Annotated in this window: 14 protein-coding genes, 2 tRNA genes and 2 rRNA genes; 5 read left to right on the top strand and 13 right to left on the bottom strand. The window is 51.5% G+C overall.

The features are described 5' to 3' along the window. Nucleotides 1–3: 3 nt before the first annotated feature. A complete protein-coding gene (gene gppA, locus DT73_RS22205; RefSeq protein WP_036115401.1) occupies nucleotides 4–1,488 on the top strand; it encodes a guanosine-5'-triphosphate,3'-diphosphate diphosphatase in 1,485 nt (494 codons plus the stop codon). Here the strand turns inward: gppA and rep are convergent. Further along, nucleotides 1,485–3,512: a DNA helicase Rep gene (gene rep / locus DT73_RS22200; protein WP_036115399.1), complete on the bottom strand. Its 2,028-nt coding sequence runs from the start codon at nucleotides 3,510–3,512 to the stop codon at nucleotides 1,485–1,487. The genes gppA and rep overlap by 4 nt on opposite strands. Before the next feature lie 123 nt (nucleotides 3,513–3,635). Between rep and ppiC the strand changes: the two genes are divergently transcribed. After that, the gene (ppiC, locus tag DT73_RS22195; protein WP_036115396.1) at nucleotides 3,636–3,917 is read left to right on the top strand and encodes a peptidylprolyl isomerase PpiC; all 282 of its coding nucleotides are present in this window, start codon (nucleotides 3,636–3,638) and stop codon (nucleotides 3,915–3,917) included. A gap of 56 nt (nucleotides 3,918–3,973) precedes the next feature. On the opposite strand, the gene ilvC is transcribed toward ppiC, so the two are convergent. Next, nucleotides 3,974–5,449, bottom strand: a complete 1,476-nt coding sequence (ilvC, locus tag DT73_RS22190) for a ketol-acid reductoisomerase (protein ID WP_036115392.1) — start codon at nucleotides 5,447–5,449, stop codon at nucleotides 3,974–3,976. Between the two features lie 167 nt (nucleotides 5,450–5,616). Between ilvC and ilvY the strand changes: the two genes are divergently transcribed. After that, nucleotides 5,617–6,507, top strand: coding sequence for an HTH-type transcriptional activator IlvY (gene ilvY / locus DT73_RS22185; RefSeq protein WP_036115389.1), 891 nt, complete (start codon nucleotides 5,617–5,619; stop codon nucleotides 6,505–6,507). Here ilvY and ilvA read toward each other — a convergent pair. The 6 genes from ilvA to ilvL form a co-directional block, all read right to left on the bottom strand. Further along, entirely contained in the window at nucleotides 6,504–8,048 is a 1,545-nt protein-coding gene (gene ilvA / locus DT73_RS22180) for a threonine ammonia-lyase, biosynthetic (protein ID WP_036115386.1), read from the bottom strand. The genes ilvY and ilvA overlap by 4 nt on opposite strands. A gap of 2 nt (nucleotides 8,049–8,050) precedes the next feature. Continuing rightward, nucleotides 8,051–9,901, bottom strand: coding sequence for a dihydroxy-acid dehydratase (gene ilvD / locus DT73_RS22175; RefSeq protein WP_036115383.1), 1,851 nt, complete (start codon nucleotides 9,899–9,901; stop codon nucleotides 8,051–8,053). Nucleotides 9,902–9,977: 76 nt separating this feature from the next. Beyond that, complete coding sequence (locus DT73_RS22170) at nucleotides 9,978–10,907, bottom strand: branched-chain amino acid transaminase (RefSeq protein WP_036115379.1); 930 nt, start codon at nucleotides 10,905–10,907, stop codon at nucleotides 9,978–9,980. A gap of 17 nt (nucleotides 10,908–10,924) precedes the next feature. Next, entirely contained in the window at nucleotides 10,925–11,182 is a 258-nt protein-coding gene (ilvM, locus tag DT73_RS22165; RefSeq protein WP_036115376.1) for an acetolactate synthase 2 small subunit, read from the bottom strand. After that, nucleotides 11,179–12,828, bottom strand: a complete 1,650-nt coding sequence (gene ilvG / locus DT73_RS22160; RefSeq protein WP_036115373.1) for an acetolactate synthase 2 catalytic subunit — start codon at nucleotides 12,826–12,828, stop codon at nucleotides 11,179–11,181. Before ilvG ends, ilvM begins: the two co-directional genes overlap by 4 nt. 140 nt (nucleotides 12,829–12,968) lie before the next feature. Then, nucleotides 12,969–13,067, bottom strand: a complete 99-nt coding sequence (gene ilvL / locus DT73_RS26320) for an ilv operon leader peptide (protein ID WP_110027940.1) — start codon at nucleotides 13,065–13,067, stop codon at nucleotides 12,969–12,971. A 337-nt stretch (nucleotides 13,068–13,404) separates the two neighbouring features. Between ilvL and DT73_RS22155 the strand changes: the two genes are divergently transcribed. Continuing rightward, the gene (locus tag DT73_RS22155) at nucleotides 13,405–14,925 is read left to right on the top strand and encodes a YifB family Mg chelatase-like AAA ATPase (protein ID WP_036115370.1); all 1,521 of its coding nucleotides are present in this window, start codon (nucleotides 13,405–13,407) and stop codon (nucleotides 14,923–14,925) included. 114 nt (nucleotides 14,926–15,039) lie between these two features. On the opposite strand, the gene DT73_RS22150 is transcribed toward DT73_RS22155, so the two are convergent. After that, nucleotides 15,040–15,378, bottom strand: coding sequence for a DUF413 domain-containing protein (locus DT73_RS22150; protein ID WP_036115367.1), 339 nt, complete (start codon nucleotides 15,376–15,378; stop codon nucleotides 15,040–15,042). 119 nt (nucleotides 15,379–15,497) lie between these two features. On the opposite strand from DT73_RS22150, the gene hdfR reads away from it, so the two are divergent. Beyond that, nucleotides 15,498–16,325 carry an HTH-type transcriptional regulator HdfR gene (gene hdfR, locus DT73_RS22145; RefSeq protein WP_036115364.1) on the top strand — a complete coding sequence of 276 codons (828 nt, stop codon included), beginning with the start codon at nucleotides 15,498–15,500 and terminating at the stop codon, nucleotides 16,323–16,325. A 150-nt stretch (nucleotides 16,326–16,475) separates the two neighbouring features. On the opposite strand, the gene DT73_RS22140 is transcribed toward hdfR, so the two are convergent. The 4 genes from DT73_RS22140 to DT73_RS22125 all read right to left on the bottom strand — a co-directional run. Beyond that, nucleotides 16,476–16,551: transfer RNA gene (locus tag DT73_RS22140), tRNA-Trp, on the bottom strand. 8 nt (nucleotides 16,552–16,559) lie between these two features. After that, nucleotides 16,560–16,636 (bottom strand) — tRNA-Asp (locus DT73_RS22135). Between the two features lie 82 nt (nucleotides 16,637–16,718). Beyond that, nucleotides 16,719–16,834: ribosomal RNA gene (gene rrf, locus DT73_RS22130) — 5S ribosomal RNA — on the bottom strand. 95 nt (nucleotides 16,835–16,929) lie between these two features. Then, nucleotides 16,930–17,023, bottom strand: a 23S ribosomal RNA gene (locus DT73_RS22125); the annotation flags it as partial.

The following is a 17,023-nucleotide window of genomic DNA, read 5'->3' as shown; positions in this document are numbered from 1 at the left end:
ACTATGCGCAGCCCAACCTCACTCTATGCCGCTATTGATCTGGGTTCCAACAGTTTCCATATGCTGGTCATACGCGAGGTGGCTGGCAGCATTCAAACGCTATCCCGCATCAAACGTAAAGTTCGTCTTGCTGCCGGCCTGAACAGCAACAATGCGCTTTCTCAGGAGGCGATGGAGCGGGGATGGCAATGCCTGAAGTTGTTCGCTGAACGCCTGCAGGATATTCCTGGGGCTCAAATCAGGGCTGTGGCCACCGCAACCTTGCGCCTGGCAACCAACGCCGGTGAATTTATTCACCAGGCCGAACAGATCCTGGGTTGCCCGGTTCAGGTTATTAGTGGTGAAGAAGAAGCCCGCCTGATTTACCAGGGTGTGGCACATACCACAGGTGGAGCAGATCAACGCCTGGTGGTGGATATTGGTGGTGCCAGTACTGAACTGGTTACTGGGAGCGGCGCGCAGGCCACATCGTTATTCAGTTTGTCGATGGGTTGTGTCACCTGGCTGGAACGGTATTTCACCGACAGAGTTCTTGCCAGGGAAAACTTTGATGCTGCAGAGCAGGCAGCCAGCGAAGTCCTCCAGCCAGTTATTGGTGAATTGCAACGCCATGGCTGGAAAGTTTGTGTCGGTGCTTCAGGCACGGTTCAGGCGCTTCAGGAAATCATGATGGCGCAGGGCATGGATGAGCGTATTACGCTAAACAAACTCCAGCAGTTAAAACAACGCGCCATTTTGTGTGGCCGCCTGGAGGAGTTGGAGATTGAAGGGCTGACTCTGGAACGCGCGCTGGTTTTTCCGAGTGGTCTTGCCATCCTGATTGCCATCTTTAAAGCACTGAACGTAGACTGTATGACGCTTGCTGGCGGCGCACTGCGTGAAGGCCTGGTATACGGTATGTTGCACCTTACCGTTGACCAGGATATCCGCCAGCGGACACTGCGTAACATTCAACGCCGCTTTATGATTGACGCAGAACAGGCAGATCGTGTCGCTGCACTGTCTGGCCAGTTTTTCGACCAGGTCGCAGCGCAATGGGCTTTAACCCCTTTAGATCGCGATTTACTGCACAGTGCCTGCCTGTTGCATGAAATTGGCTTAAGTGTGGATTTCAAACGTGCCCCACAACATGGTGCGTACCTGGTTCGCAACCTTGATTTGCCGGGCTTCACGCCAGCACAGAAAACCTTGCTGGCAACGCTGTTGCTTAACCAGACAAACCCGGTTGACCTTTCGGCCCTCAATCAACAAAACGCCATTGCCCCACGTGATGCAGAACGGTTATGTCGCCTGCTGCGCCTGGCTATTATTTTCGCCGGGCGGCGCCAGGATGAATCCCTCGCAGGAGTTAAGCTTGCGGTGAACCTGGATGCACTGGCAATACACCTGCCTGACGGCTGGCTGGCGGCACACCCGCTGTGTGCGGAGTTACTCGAGCAAGAAGAGCACTGGCAAAGCTATGTTCACTGGCAACTGGCACTTAACTAATTGCCTTTTTCACGCGCTTTTGCCAGTTGTGCTTTCAGGTGGGCCAGGTGACCCTGGCCTTTCTGCATACGTTCTTGTGCACTGACAACCTTCCGTTCCGTTTCCCACAGCAAGTCGTCCTGCGGCAGTTCCAGTAAAAAACGGCTCGGCTCAGGGCGAACCAATTCCCCAAATTGCCTGCGTTCCCGGCACAACGTAAAGAACAGCTCTTTTTGCGCACGAGTAATCCCTACATAGGCCAGACGACGTTCTTCGTCGATATTATCTTCATCAATACTGCTCTGGTGGGGTAATAACCCTTCTTCCATGCCAACCAGGAAAACATAAGGGAACTCAAGACCTTTTGATGCATGCAGTGTCATGAGCTGTACCTGGTCCTGCTCATCTTCGCTTTCGCCACGCTCCATCATGTCGCGCAGGGTGAAACGCGTGACCACCTGGGTCAATGTCATTGGCTCTTCGATATCAGAACCTTCGAGCATTTCCGTCATCCAGGTAAATAACTGGTTCACGTTTTTCATCCGCATTTCTGCAGCTTTTGGACTGGGTGAAGTTTCATATAACCAACTTTCGTAGTCCATACCATGGATCAGGTCGCGCACCGCCACTACTGGCTCACGCTCCACCTTACGCATCACATCATCCAGCCAGTGGGTAAAACGCCCCAGTGCTTCACGACCACGCCCTGACAGGGTTTGCTCCAGGCCGAGATCGAAACTGGCCGCAAACAGACTCTTGTTACGAACTGTTGCCCACTCACCCAACTTTTGTAATGTAGCCGGCCCAATTTCGCGCCGCGGCGTATTCACAATACGCAAAAAAGCGCTGTCATCATCCGGGTTGGTTAACACGCGCAAATACGCCAGCAAATCTTTGATTTCCGGGCGAGAGAAAAACGATGTGCCGCCAGAAATTTTGTAAGGAATACGGTTTTGCATCAGCAGCTTTTCGAATACCCGCGACTGATGGTTCCCACGGTATAAAATTGAGTAGTCTTTATATCCGGTCTTATTAATAAAATGGTGTGCAATAAGCTCCCCCACCACCCGCTCTGCTTCATGATCTTCGTTATTGGCGGTAATAACTTTCAGCTCCGGGCCGTAACCCAGCTCTGAAAACAGACGTTTTTCAAAAACGTGGGGGTTATTGGCAATGAGAATATTTGCAGCCTTCAGGATTCGCCCGGAAGAGCGGTAATTTTGCTCCAGCTTAATAACCTGAAGTGCCGGAAAGTCTTCGCTGAGCAGAACCAGGTTTTGTGGGCGGGCACCACGCCAGGAGTAAATTGACTGGTCATCATCGCCCACAACCGTAAAACGAGCACGGTTGCCTACCAGTAATTTAACCAGTTCATACTGGCTGGTGTTGGTATCCTGATATTCGTCCACCAGCAAATAACGAATACGGTTTTGCCAACGTTCCCGCACTTCTTCATTGCGTTTAAGTAACAGTGTTGGCAGTAAAATCAGGTCATCAAAATCAAGTACATTACAGGCTTTCAGATGGGTGTCGTACAGGCTGTAACAGTGTGCAAAAATGCGGTCACGTTCGCCCCGGGCCTGAGCCTGAACATCCGCCGGGCTCATCAGGGCATTTTTCCAGTTGGAGATAGTGGAAATCAGTTGCTGCAGAACCGTTTTATCTTCTTCAATCAGGCCCTGGGTAAGCTCTTTTAACAGCCCGGTCTGGTCGGTATCATCAAACAGCGAGAAATTCGCTTTCATGCCCAACGCAGCATACTCACGCTTAATAATTTCAAGGCCAAGCGTATGGAACGTTGAAATCATTAATCCCCGCGCTTCCTTACGCCCCAACGTTTGTGCCACACGCTCTTTCATTTCACGGGAAGCTTTATTGGTGAAGGTGACCGCCGCAATGTGCCGGGCCTGGTAACCACAGCCGCGGATCAGGTGAGCAATTTTATTCGTGATAACACGAGTCTTGCCAGAGCCTGCGCCCGCCAACACCAGGCAGGGACCTGTTACAAATTCGACGGCTTGTTGTTGGCTGGGATTTAAACGCATGGCTGAAGCTCACCTGGCTGATGGGGAAAAGGATTGTAGCAGAAAGCAGCGGCAGGATTTACCGCGAACTGGAAGGATAATGGTAAAGTAGCCCTAAGTATCTTACTCACCGGGGAAATAAATATGGCCCGCACGGCGGCAGCATTACACATTCTGGTCAGGACTGAGGCAAAAGCCCGGGAAGTCCTGGAAAAACTGGAGAAAGGGGCAAAATTCGACCAACTGGCTAAACGCTTTTCAACCTGCCCTTCTGGCCGCAACGGCGGGAATCTGGGTGAATTTGCCAAAGGAGCCATGGTTGGGCCGTTTGATAAAGCAGTCTTCAGTTGCCCACTGCTCAAGCCTTATGGCCCGGTAAAAACCCGCTTTGGCTACCATATTATTAAGGTGTTATACCGCCGGTAATATAACAACGCCCCGGCGGGTGCCGGGGCGTGACAGGCTACTCAGGCGCAACTGAATTAGCCAGCGACAGCGATACGTTTCATATCCGTCATGTAGCTACGCAGTTTCTTACCAACCACTTCGATTGGGTGGTTGCGGACCGCTTCGTTAACATCACGCAGCTGCGCGTTGTCAACGCTACCGGCAGCAATCGCTTTACCCAGGTCACCCGGTTGCAGAGTAGTCATAAACTCTTTCAGCAACGGAACCGCGGCATTGGCAAACAGGTAGTTACCGTACTCAGCAGTATCGGAAATTACCACGTTCATTTCATACAGGCGTTTACGTGCAATGGTGTTGGCAATCAGCGGAAGTTCATGCAGTGATTCGTAGTAAGCAGACTCTTCAATGATGCCTGAAGACACCATGGTTTCGAATGCCAGCTCAACCCCGGCTTTCACCATCGCAATCATCAGCACGCCATTGTCGAAGTACTCTTGTTCAGCGATTTTGCCTTCAAACTGCGGCGCAGTTTCAAATGCAGTTTGGCCGGTTTCTTCACGCCAGGTCAGCAGATTTTTATCGTCGTTAGCCCAGTCAGCCATCATCACGCGAGAGAACTCGCCAGAAATGATGTCATCCATATGTTTCTGGAACAGTGGAGCCATGATGGTTTTCATCTGCTCAGACAGTGCGAACGCACGCAGTTTCGCAGGGTTAGACAGGCGGTCCATCATCAGAGTGATACCACCCTGTTTCAGCGCTTCTGTCACTGTTTCCCAACCGAACTGAATCAGTTTTTCTGCGTATGCCGGGTCGGTGCCTTCGGCAACCAGTTTGTCAAAGCACAACAGCGAACCCGCCTGCAGCATACCGCACAGAATTGTCTGCTCGCCCATCAGGTCAGATTTCACTTCAGCAACGAAAGAAGACTCAAGGACACCAGCGCGATGGCCGCCAGTGCCTGCTGCCCAGGCTTTCGCGATTGCCATACCTTCACCTTTCGGGTCGTTTTCCGGGTGAACAGCAATCAGGGTTGGGACACCAAAACCACGTTTGTATTCTTCACGCACTTCAGTACCCGGGCATTTCGGCGCAACCATCACTACAGTGATGTCCTGACGAATTTTCTCACCTACTTCCACCACGTTGAAGCCGTGAGAATAGCCGAGTGCAGCACCTTGTTTCATCAGCGGCTGTACAGACTGAACAACTGAGGAGTGCTGTTTGTCCGGAGTCAGGTTAACCACCAGATCCGCCTGCGGGATCAAATCTTCGTAGGTCCCAACTTTAAAACCGTTTTCAGTCGCTTTACGCCATGAAGCACGTTTTTCAGCGATGGCAGCTGCACGCAGCGCATAAGACACATCCAGGCCGGAGTCACGCATGTTCAGACCCTGGTTCAGACCCTGAGCGCCACAGCCGACGATCACGATTTTTTTGCCTTTCAGAAAGCTGGCTTCATCAGCAAATTCATCGCGGCCCATAAAGCGGCATTTACCCAGTTGTGCCAGTTGCTGGCGCAGGTTCAGTGTATTGAAATAATTAGCCATCGTGTTGCTCCATCGGTGTGGTGTTGTGCGTTTTATTCTGATCGCGTGTGCTATAAGCATTGCGAATGATGCACTCACTATATGTCAGGAAATGCGTTGCTTAAATTGATATATTAACAACGTCACGTTGCGTTATATGCAACATCAACTTTCCGGGAGATAAGCGTATGGATTTACGCGATCTGAAAACGTTTTTACACCTGGCAGAAAGCCGCCATTTTGGCCGTAGCGCCCGGGCGATGCATGTCAGCCCCTCGACATTGTCACGCCAGATCCAACGCCTGGAAGAGGATTTGGGCCAGCCGCTGTTTATCCGTGACAACCGCACCGTGCAATTAACCGAAGCCGGTGAGGAGCTGCGCCAGTTTGCTCAGCAAACATTGTTGCAATACCAGCAGTTGCGCCATGCCATTGACCAGAAAGGGCCATCGTTATCGGGTGAGTTACACTTATTCTGCTCTGTCACGGCCGCATACAGCCATTTACCACCCATACTTGACCGCTTCCGGGCTGAGCACCCTTCCGTTGAAATTAAACTCACGACCGGCGACGCCGCAGATGCAGTAGAAAAAGTCGTGTCTGGCGAGGCAGATCTGGCCATTGCCGGTAAGCCGGAGCACCTCCCGGCAGCGGTGGCATTTTCTATTCTGGAACATCTTCCTGTTGCACTGATCGCACCGGCTTTGCCTTGCCCGGTACGTAATCAGGTGAGTGCCGAAGAGCCTGACTGGAGCACAATACCGTTCATTCTGCCCGACCAGGGGCCGGTACGCCGCCGTATTGAGTTATGGTTTCGCCGCCAGAAGGTGAGTAACCCGGCTATTTATGCCACGGTTGGCGGCCATGAAGCGATGGTCTCCATGGTTGCTCTGGGTTGTGGTGTTGCTCTTATCCCGGAAGTGGTACTGGATAACAGCCCGGAACCGGTTCGCAACAGGGTAATGATTCTGGACCGGAGCGATGAAAAAACGCCGTTCGAACTGGGTGTGTGTGTACAAAAAAAGCGGCTGCATGAGCCGCTTGTTGAAGCATTCTGGAAAATACTGCCAGGCAACTAACCCGCCAGGAAAAACCGAAAAGCCGGGTTATTGGTTTCGTTATGGCAATCATAGCCCAGCTCATGTAACCGGCTTTCAAAATCGGGTTCATGGCTGCCCAGTTCAAATGCCGCCAGCACACGACCAAAATCCGTTCCGTGGCTGCGGTAGTGGAACAGGGAAATATTCCAGTGGGTGCCTAATGTATGCAGGAATTTCAGCAACGCACCAGGTGATTCCGGGAATTCAAAGCTGTACAGGCGCTCCTGCAAAGGCTGAGAGGGGCGGCCACCAACCATATAGCGAACATGGAGTTTTGCCATTTCGTCATCTGACAAATCCACTACGCCATAACCGCCCTGCGTCAGGAGGTTAATTATCTCCTGGCGCTCTTCCAGACCCCGGCTGAGCCTGACACCAACAAAAATACAGGCTTCTTTGGCATCTGCGTAACGGTAGTTAAATTCAGTTACCGCACGCCCTCCGAGCAACTGGCAAAACTTAAGGAAGCTGCCTTTTGCTTCCGGAATAGTGACAGCCAGCAATGCTTCACGCTGCTCACCCAGCTCACAACGTTCAGAAACATAACGCAGACCATGGAAGTTTACGTTAGCTCCCGAAAGGATATGTGCCAGGCGCTCACCCCGGATACCATGCTGTTGCACGTACTTCTTCATCCCTGCCAGCGCCAGCGCACCAGAGGGTTCTGCCACGGCACGCACGTCTTCGAACAAATCTTTCATCGCGGCGCAAATGGCATCGCTGTCGACAGTGACAATATCATCGATATAAGCCTGACACAGGCGGAAGGTTTCATCGCCAATCCGCTTAACTGCCACACCTTCAGCAAACAGACCTACACGGGGTAAATCCACCGGATGCCCGGCATCCAGTGCCGCTTTCAGGCAGGCTGAATCTTCAGACTCAACAGCAATCACTTTAATTTGCGGCATCAGCTGTTTAATCAACACGGCGACGCCAGCAGCCAGACCGCCCCCACCAACCGGAACAAATATCCGGTCGATATGGGCATCCTGCTGCAGGAGTTCCATTGCCAGTGTGCCTTGCCCGGCAATGACAGCCGGGTGATCAAACGGAGGCACATAGGTGAAACCTTGCTGTTCAGAAAGCGCAATGGCCTTGGCTTTCGCCTCATCAAAGTTAGCACCGAACAACAGCACCTCACCGCCGAAACCACGCACTGCATCCACTTTGATGTCAGCAGTCGTCACTGGCATCACAATCAATGATTTGATCCCAAGACGCGTGGAGGATAACGCAACCCCTTGCGCATGATTACCCGCAGAGGCGGTAATCACACCATGGGACTTCTGCTCTTCCGTCAGGCTGGCGATCATGGCGTAAGCGCCACGCAGCTTAAAGCTGTGCACGGGTTGCCGGTCTTCACGTTTAACCAGAACCACGTTTTCCAGCCGGGCGGAGATTTTATCCATTTTCTGTAATGGCGTGACCTGAGCCACTTCATACACAGGGGCGCGCAGTACTGCGCGCAGATATTCTGCTCCCCCAGGAGTTGCTGACAGGGGCTGCGATTCAGACATGATCAGCCCCCCAGTTTGCTTTTATCACGAACAGCGCCTTTGTCGGCACTGGTGGCCAGGCTGGCATATGCACGTAACGCGAAGGAGACCTGGCGGTCACGGGCACGCGGTGTCCACGCCTGTGCGCCACGCGCTTCCTGTGCCTCACGGCGGGTAGCCAGCACCTGGTCAGTGACATCCAGTTGGATGCTGCGCTGAGGGATATCGATAGCAATCATATCGCCATCTTCAATCAACCCAATGTTCCCGCCATTCGCCGCTTCCGGAGAAACGTGCCCAATTGACAGACCAGAGGTGCCGCCAGAAAAACGCCCATCGGTAATCAGCGCGCAAGCCTTACCCAGCCCCATCGATTTCAGGAAACTGGTGGGATACAACATTTCCTGCATCCCCGGACCACCTTTAGGCCCTTCATAACGAATAACCACAACGTCACCCGCCACAACTTTACCGCCAAGAATAGCTTCTACGGCATCGTCCTGGCTTTCGTACACTTTAGCCGGGCCACGGAATACCAGACTGCCTTCATCCACACCCGCCGTTTTCACAATGCAGCCATTCTCAGCAAAGTTGCCATACAGCACAGCTAACCCGCCATCCTGGCTATAGGCATGTTCACGAGAACGAATGCAGCCATTTTCACGGTCGGTATCCAGGCTGTCCCAGCGGCAGGACTGTGAAAATGCCTGAGTGGTACGAATACCTGCAGGGCCTGCGGTATACATTGATTTTACGGCATCATCTTGTGTCGCCATCACATCATAAGCAGCCAGAGCGTCGCGCAGTGTGCCACCAAGAATGTTATTCACATCAGTGTGCAGCAGGCCAGCTCTGTCCAGCTCACCCAAAATACCCATTACACCACCTGCGCGGTGTACATCTTCCATATGATATTTCTGCGTACTGGGGGCCACTTTGCACAGTTGAGGTACTTTGCGGGATAACCGGTCGATGTCTTCCATGGTGAAATCAACTTCCGCTTCCTGCGCCGCCGCCAGTAAGTGCAATACGGTGTTAGTAGAACCACCCATCGCAATATCCAGCGTCATCGCATTCTCAAAAGCCGCTTTGCTGGCAATGTTACGCGGCAGCGCGCTTTCGTCATCCTGTTCGTAGTAACGCTTCGTCAGCGCGACAATACGTTTACCGGCGTTAACAAACAGCTCTTTACGATCAGAGTGGGTAGCCAGCAATGAACCATTACCTGGCTGAGATAACCCCAGTGCTTCGGTCAGGCAGTTCATTGAGTTGGCAGTAAACATGCCGGAACAGGAACCACAGGTCGGGCAGGCAGAACGTTCAACCTGCTCGCTTTGTTCATCGCTCACATTCGGGTTACCGCCCTGAATCATGGCATCAATCAAGTCCAGCTTGATGATTTGATCAGACAGCTTGGTTTTCCCGGCTTCCATCGGCCCACCGGAAACGAAAATAACGGGAATGTTCAGGCGCAAGGATGCCATTAACATCCCCGGGGTGATTTTGTCGCAGTTAGAGATACACACCATGGCATCGGCACAGTGTGCATTCACCATGTATTCGACAGAATCCGCGATAAGTTCGCGCGATGGCAGAGAATAAAGCATGCCCCCGTGCCCCATGGCGATACCGTCATCCACGGCAATGGTGTTGAATTCTTTAGCCACACCACCAGCCGCTTCGATTTGCTCAGCAACCAGTTTACCCAGGTCGCGCAAATGAACGTGGCCAGGAACAAATTGAGTAAAGGAGTTCACCACCGCAATAATCGGTTTGCCGAAATCTGAGTCGGTCATCCCGGTTGCGCGCCACAGTGCGCGGGCTCCAGCCATATTACGGCCATGAGTTGTGGTGGCAGAACGATACTTAGGCATGCTTTATTCACTCCAGTCTGTACATTTTCCCGGCCGGGGAACGGCTGGCCGGGACATTTTTTGTTGTGTTGTGCAATTACGGGTTAACGGGATCCAGCCAGCCCCATTTGTCTTCGGTTTCACCCGTAAACAGGCCAAAGAATGCCTGTTGAATACGTTTGGTGACCGGGCCACAACGGCCTGCGCCAATCTGGATACCATCAACACTACGTACCGGGGTAATTTCAGCTGCAGTACCCGACATAAACACTTCGTCAGCAAGGTACAGTGATTCGCGGGAAAGTACCTGCTCACGCACTTCAATACCCAGCTCTTTTGCCAGTTTAATAATGGCATCACGCGTAATACCTGGCAGTGCGGAAGAAGTGAATGGCGGAGTGAACAGAATGCCTTCTTTCACTTCAAACAAGTTTTCACCCGCACCTTCAGACAGGTAACCATTTACATCCAGTGCAATCCCTTCCTGGTAACCGTGGCGGCGTGCTTCGCTGCCGACCAACAGAGAGGAAAGGTAGTTACCACCAGCTTTTGCCGCAGTTGGGATGGTATTTGCAGCAGCACGGTTCCACGAAGAAACCATTGCATCAATACCCTGATCCAGTGCTTCCGGCCCCAGGTAAGCCCCCCACGGAAACGCAGCAATGATAACGTCGGTAGAATAACCATCTGGTGGATTCACGCCCATGCCAACATCGCCAACAAAAATCAGCGGACGAATATACGCGCTGGTCAGGTTGTTTTTACGCAGTACCTGGCGGCAGGCTTCCATCAGTTCATCAATGCTCTGAGAAACCGGGAAGCGATAGATTTTTGCTGAATCATGCAAACGCTGCATGTGTTCACGATGACGGAACACTACCGGCCCTTTGTGAGAATCATAGCAACGGATACCTTCAAACACAGAAGTACCGTAGTGGAGTGCGTGAGACATCACGTGCACTTTCGCTTCACCCCACGGAACCATCTCGCCATTGAACCAAATGTAGTCAGCTTTTTTCGTCGTCATTGTTCTTCCTTTTACGCTCATGCGCGTATTTGTTGTGATGTTGGCTGCTGGTAAGCGACATAAGCGACATCAACCAGCTTGCTTAATTGACTAAACAGTAATTCGACAGGCCGTAGGCTGGCAACGGTCAATTCGATATTAATTTCATCCGGGTTGGCAGATGATGCCATATTCATCGCACACACCTGAAAACCACGGTGACGCACAACGCGCAGAACACGCTCCAGCGTTTCCGGGCGAAAACGGGCCTGTACAGCTAACTGATGTTGCATCATGACAATTTCTCCAGCATTTGTGAGTTGCTGGCACCAGGTGGTACCAGAGGCCAGACGTTTTCGTATTCATCGATGGAAACGTGAAGCAGGTAAGGACCGTCGCTGTTCAGTAGCGCGTCTAAGGCCGCTTCGACCTGGTCTTTTCGGGTAATTCTCTGGCCGGGGATGCCGAAAGCGCTGGCCAGGGTGAGGAAATCGGGGTTATCGGTGAGAGTGGTTTCGCTATAGCGTTCAGAGAAGAATAATTGCTGCCATTGTCGAACCATTCCTAATCGCTGGTTATCCAGTAACACGATTTTTACAGGTAACTGTTTTCGTTTTATTGTTCCCAGCTCCTGAACGTTCATCATGAATGAACCATCACCAGAGATACAGATAACTGTGTCGTCAGGCCGCGCAACTTGCGCACCTACCGCGGCAGGTAACCCAAAGCCCATGGTACCCAGTCCACTTGATGTGATGAAGTTTTCAGGCCGGGTGAATGCCATGTGTTGCGCCGCCCACATCTGATGCTGGCCCACGTCCGTAGTCACTACACTCTCTGCTGGTTTACGTTCAGATAATTGTTTGAGCAACAACGGTGCATAGATAGCCTCGCCCGGGTGGTCATATCGCCATGGGTGTGTTTCTCGCAATACATTCACCTGGTGCTGCCAGTCGTGAATTTCCAGTGGCTGTTGCAAAGCAGGTAATACCTGGTTCAGGTCACCGCACAAAGAAACATGAGCCTGACGTAATTTGTTCATCTCTGCCGGATCAATATCTAAATGAATTACGCTGGCATGGGGAGCGAAGGTATTTAATTTCCCGGTGACGCGATCATCAAAACGGGCACCAACCGCAATCAACAAATCACACTCCTGCACCGCAAGATTTGCCGCTTTTGTTCCGTGCATGCCCAGCATACCGAGATAAAGTGGATCCGCCGGGTCCACTGCACCCAAACCTTTTAACGTGACAACCGCAGGGATGCCTGTGTGAGCCATAAACGCCCGTAAGGTTGGCACCGCCTGCGCCATGCCAACGCCACCACCGACATACAGCATCGGTTTGTGAGCAGACAGCATCATATCCCGCGCCTGGGCGATATCTGCCTCACTGTATTCGGCCGCAGGTTCCTCAACGCTTGCCAGCCAGGGTTCTGGTTCACCTTCAGCTAACTGAATGTCTTTGGGGATATCGACAAGTACAGGGCCTGGGCGGCCGCTATTGGCCAACTCAAAAGCTTCAGCAATAACACGAGGTAACTCATCCAGGGATTCAACCAGGAAGCTATGTTTGGTGCAGGCCAGTGATAAACCCAGAACATCCACTTCCTGAAACGCATCGGTACCAATTAACGGTGCCGCCACCTGGCCGGTGATTGCGACGACGGGCACGGAGTCCAGTAACGCATCAGCCAGGCCGGTTATCAGGTTAGTGGCGCCAGGCCCGGAAGTGGCGATACAGACTCCGGTTTTCCCCGTCGCACGGGCATATCCAATCGCAGCCATTGCAGCACCTTGCTCGTGCCGGCACAAAAGGTGGTCCACGCCGCCGTCATACAGTGCATCGTATACCGGCATGATTGCCCCGCCAGGGTAACCGAAAACGGTGTTAACCCCCTGTGCCTGCAAAGCATGTACCACCCAATGTGCGCCATTCATAGTTAGTTCCCCGTCTCACTATTACAGAAACAGGATTTTATGCTGTCGTGCATTCTCTGTTCCTCATTGTCATTGCGTCAGTTAATAAAAAACCCCCGGACCTTTCGGTGCGGGGGTTTTTCGAGATTCAGGCTTGATTTTTAAGCCATTCTTCGCCGATGTGCAGCCCCGCACGGTGGCATAATAATCACCACCACGCTAATCACGACAAGGCTAATCACTCGTAGAAGGGCTGTCATTTTATGTTCGATCTTGTGTCTCGTTCGAAGTAATGCCTAAAGAGTTACCATAGATATCTCACCTGTGACAAGATTTTTTTATGTTTTATTTTTGACGCTGATGGCAAATTTTCAACAAACATCTTGTTTTCAATGCAAAAAATAATGATTGAAATAATTTCACCCAAAATGACTGTGGCAGCACGTGGTAATAAAAAGTGATTCCTGCGCGCCAGGCTGAAAATTTTTGCAACGATGGCATCTTCCCCTGAATAGTCTTCATGGTTCGCCGCAGTAATGGTTAATCGCTATCGTGTGCCCGCTTGTGGGCAGGCACAATGCCCGGCAAGGAGGAACCATGTCACTATCCATCGTCTTCACTCGTGCAGCTCTGGGTATCACCGCGCCATTGATAACAGTGGAAGTACATATCAGCGCAGGGTTACCAGGGTTAACTATCGTCGGGCTACCAGAAACCACGGTTAAAGAAGCCCGGGACCGGGTTCGTTCAGCATTAATCAATAGCGGCTATACGTTTCCTGCCCGCAAGGTAACAATTAATTTGGCACCTGCAGATTTACCCAAAGAAGGTGGGCGATATGACCTGCCAATTGCTGTTGCTTTGCTGGCCGCGTCAGGCCAACTTTCAGCCAGCCGCCTGTCTGAATTCGAGTTTGTTGGCGAACTGGCTCTCACCGGGAATCTGAGAGGTGTACCCGGTGCAATTTCCTGTGCACGGGAAGCTCAGCGGTGTGGCAGGCAACTAATTGTTGCTCGCGATAATGCAGACGAAGTCGGCCTGATTGATCCTGAAAGTAGCCTGATCGCTGATCATTTGCAGCAGGTTTGCGCATTTCTGGAAAAACAACAAACACTGGACTCTCCCCCCGTTCTCGCGGAGACTCCTCCGGAACTGACAAACGACCTGGCCGATATTATTGGCCAGCAGCAAGGCAAAAGAGCACTTGAGATAACGGCAGCTGGCGGCCACAACTTGTTATTACTTGGCCCACCAGGCACAGGCAAAACTATGCTGGCATCACGGCTCAATGGCTTGTTACCGCCATTAAGCGATTCAGAGGCACTTGAAAGTGCGGCGATTACCAGCCTGGTTTCCCCTCTCATGCTACAAAGGAAATGGCGTCAAAGGCCATTCAGGGCGCCTCATCACAGCGCATCTCTCACATCTATGGTGGGGGGAGGCAGTATCCCCCTGCCTGGCGAGGTTTCCCTTGCACACAATGGCGTCTTGTTTCTGGATGAGTTGCCCGAATTTGAAAGGCGGGTGCTGGATGCACTACGGGAACCTGTTGAATCAGGGGAAATTCATTTATCGAGAACCCGGGCAAAATTAACTTACCCGGCACGTTTTCAACTTATTGCCGCCATGAACCCCAGCCCGACAGGTCACTATGAAGGCAGGCATAACCGCAGCACGCCAGATCAGGTCCTTAAATACCTTAGCCGGTTATCCGGCCCATTTCTCGACCGCTTTGATTTAACGCTGGAGATCCCACTGCTTCCGCCAGGCTCATTGAGTAAACCAGAGAGAGGTTCGGAAACCACTGAACAGGTGCGAGACAGAGTCTTACAGGCGAGGCAACACCAGCAATCACGCCAGCAAAAAATTAATGCGCATTTATCAAACCAGGAGATCCGCCAGTATTGCCCGTTACAACCGCAGGATGCGGTCTGGCTTGAGGAAACGCTGCATAAACTTGGGCTATCCATCAGGGCATGGCAACGCCTCACTAAGGTAGCAAGAACAATTGCTGATCTGGAGCAGGCTGCTGATATTAGCCGACCTCATCTGTTGGAAGCACTCAGTTATCGCGCAATGGACAGGCTACTATTACGCCTGCAAAGGCAGGTGGGCTAAACAATACAAACAACCAGGCGGAACAACAGGTGCGGACACGCGGATCAAGGCACTGCCTTGCAAAGGCGACAGACCTACACCTGGTGCAAAAAAAGGAGCCGAAGCTCCTTTTTATTAATCATCACTGTCTGAATAATCTTCCATGTTATCCATCTGCGGTTTACCGCCAGACAAAGTATGGAAGCGCTTTGGACGCTTAATGCGTGTGACATATTTAGCCCATACACGCTCTGCTTCAGTAGCAGGTGCTCGTTCGCCGCGGCACACAGCAACAAACTGTTTCTCTTCTTCCGTAACGGGCTCACGCTTGCCGATATCCAGCTCATTAAACGCATAACCAAAACGTTCCAGTATCTGCGCTTCCTTGATGGTGAAATCACCATGGCGTGAAAAACCACGTGGGTAGTATTTGTTGTCGAAAAACCGATTAGTCGTCGTAAAGCTTTCCGCCATCCTGCACGCTCCTAATTCTTTTGTCAGGCTATTTATGGCGCGGAGTATTAGTTACGCTTGACAGAGTGTAAAACAAAACATTTAAATCATAACGACAAAAATTTTTTTACGAGGTGAGTGTGGATACAGAATTGCTGAAAACATTTCTGGAAGTGAGCAAAACAAGACATTTTGGCAGAGCAGCTGAAGCACTCTATTTAACTCAATCAGCTGTGAGTTTTCGCATCAGGCAACTTGAAAATCAGTTGGGGGTAAACCTGTTTACCCGCCACCGTAATAATATTCGCCTGACCAGCGCTGGTGAGCGTTTATTACCCTATGCTGAAAATCTGATGAGTACCTGGCTCGCGGCAAAAAAAGATGTTGCTCATACTTCCAATCACAATGAAATATCAATTGGTGCAAGCGCAGCGCTCTGGGAGTGTATGCTTGGCCCCTGGCTTGCCAGCATTTATGCTTTACATCCTGGAATACAACTGGAAGCAAGAATTGCTCAGCGCCAGTCTCTGGTGAAACAAGTACACGAGCGGCAACTCGATCTGCTGGTGACGACAGAGCCACCTAAAATGGATGAGTTTGTCAGCCAGCAGTTGCTGACTTTTGAACTGAACCTCTTCTGTGCCACACCGTCGAAACACCACAGTGAACTGAACTATTTACGGCTGGAATGGGGGCCCGATTTCCAGCATCACGATGCAGAAAAAACTTCTGTAGAAGGCACGCCAGTGCTAACCACCACTTCAGCTAACATCACCCGTTCGCTGTTGAAAACACTGGACGGCTATACCTGGCTACCTGTCCTGTGGGCTCAAACCATGCCTGACCTGAGTGTGATAGCTCACAGCAAGCCAATCCAACGGCCGTTATATGCCATCTGGTTACAAAATAGTGATAAACAGCAGCAAATACATGATTTATTGAAAAATCCCTTTCCAGGTCATGAATGATCGGGTGATGAGAGATGTGAGTCATTTACTTACGAAAATTGCTCAGATGACGGCCATCGTATGTCTGAGCACACTAAACAAGGAAGTAAATAAGAAGAGATGGCAAATTTTGGGCAAAAAAAATCCTTAGCCTAAGCTAAGGATGATTTCTGGCAGGGGCGGAGGGACTCGAACCCCCAACACCCGGTTTTGGAGACCGGTGCTCTACCAATTGAACTACGCCCCTAAATAGGGTGGCGGAACGGACGGGACTCGAACCCGCGACCCCCTGCGTGACAGGCAGGTATTCTAACCAACTGAACTACCGCTCCACCGAATTTTTCTGCAACAGCCATTAAAATGGCTTATTACTTTTTCTTTCCACACCCGCGTAACGCGAATGTTTAAATTGAAGCCTGGCAGTTCCCTACTCTCGCATGGGGAGACCCCACACTACCATCGGCGCTACGGCGTTTCACTTCTGAGTTCGGCATGGGGTCAGGTGGGACCACCGCGCTCTTGCCGCCAGGCATATTCTGTTTTATTCACCGCCTCACGGCCATGAACATTATCCGTTAACAAGCTAAAAATTTCGTCTCTCACACCAAAACATCTTTGGCGTTGTAAGGTTAAGCCTCACGGTTCATTAGTACCGGTTAGCTCAACGCATCGCTGCGCTTACACACCCGGCCTATCAACGTCGTCGTCTTCAACGTTCC

Source organism: Mangrovibacter sp. MFB070, from assembly GCF_000705335.1.
In the GTDB taxonomy this organism is placed as follows: domain Bacteria; phylum Pseudomonadota; class Gammaproteobacteria; order Enterobacterales; family Enterobacteriaceae; genus Mangrovibacter; species Mangrovibacter plantisponsor.
Note: the sequence above shows the minus strand (reverse complement) of the source record. Positions and strands in the feature narration are given on the sequence as shown.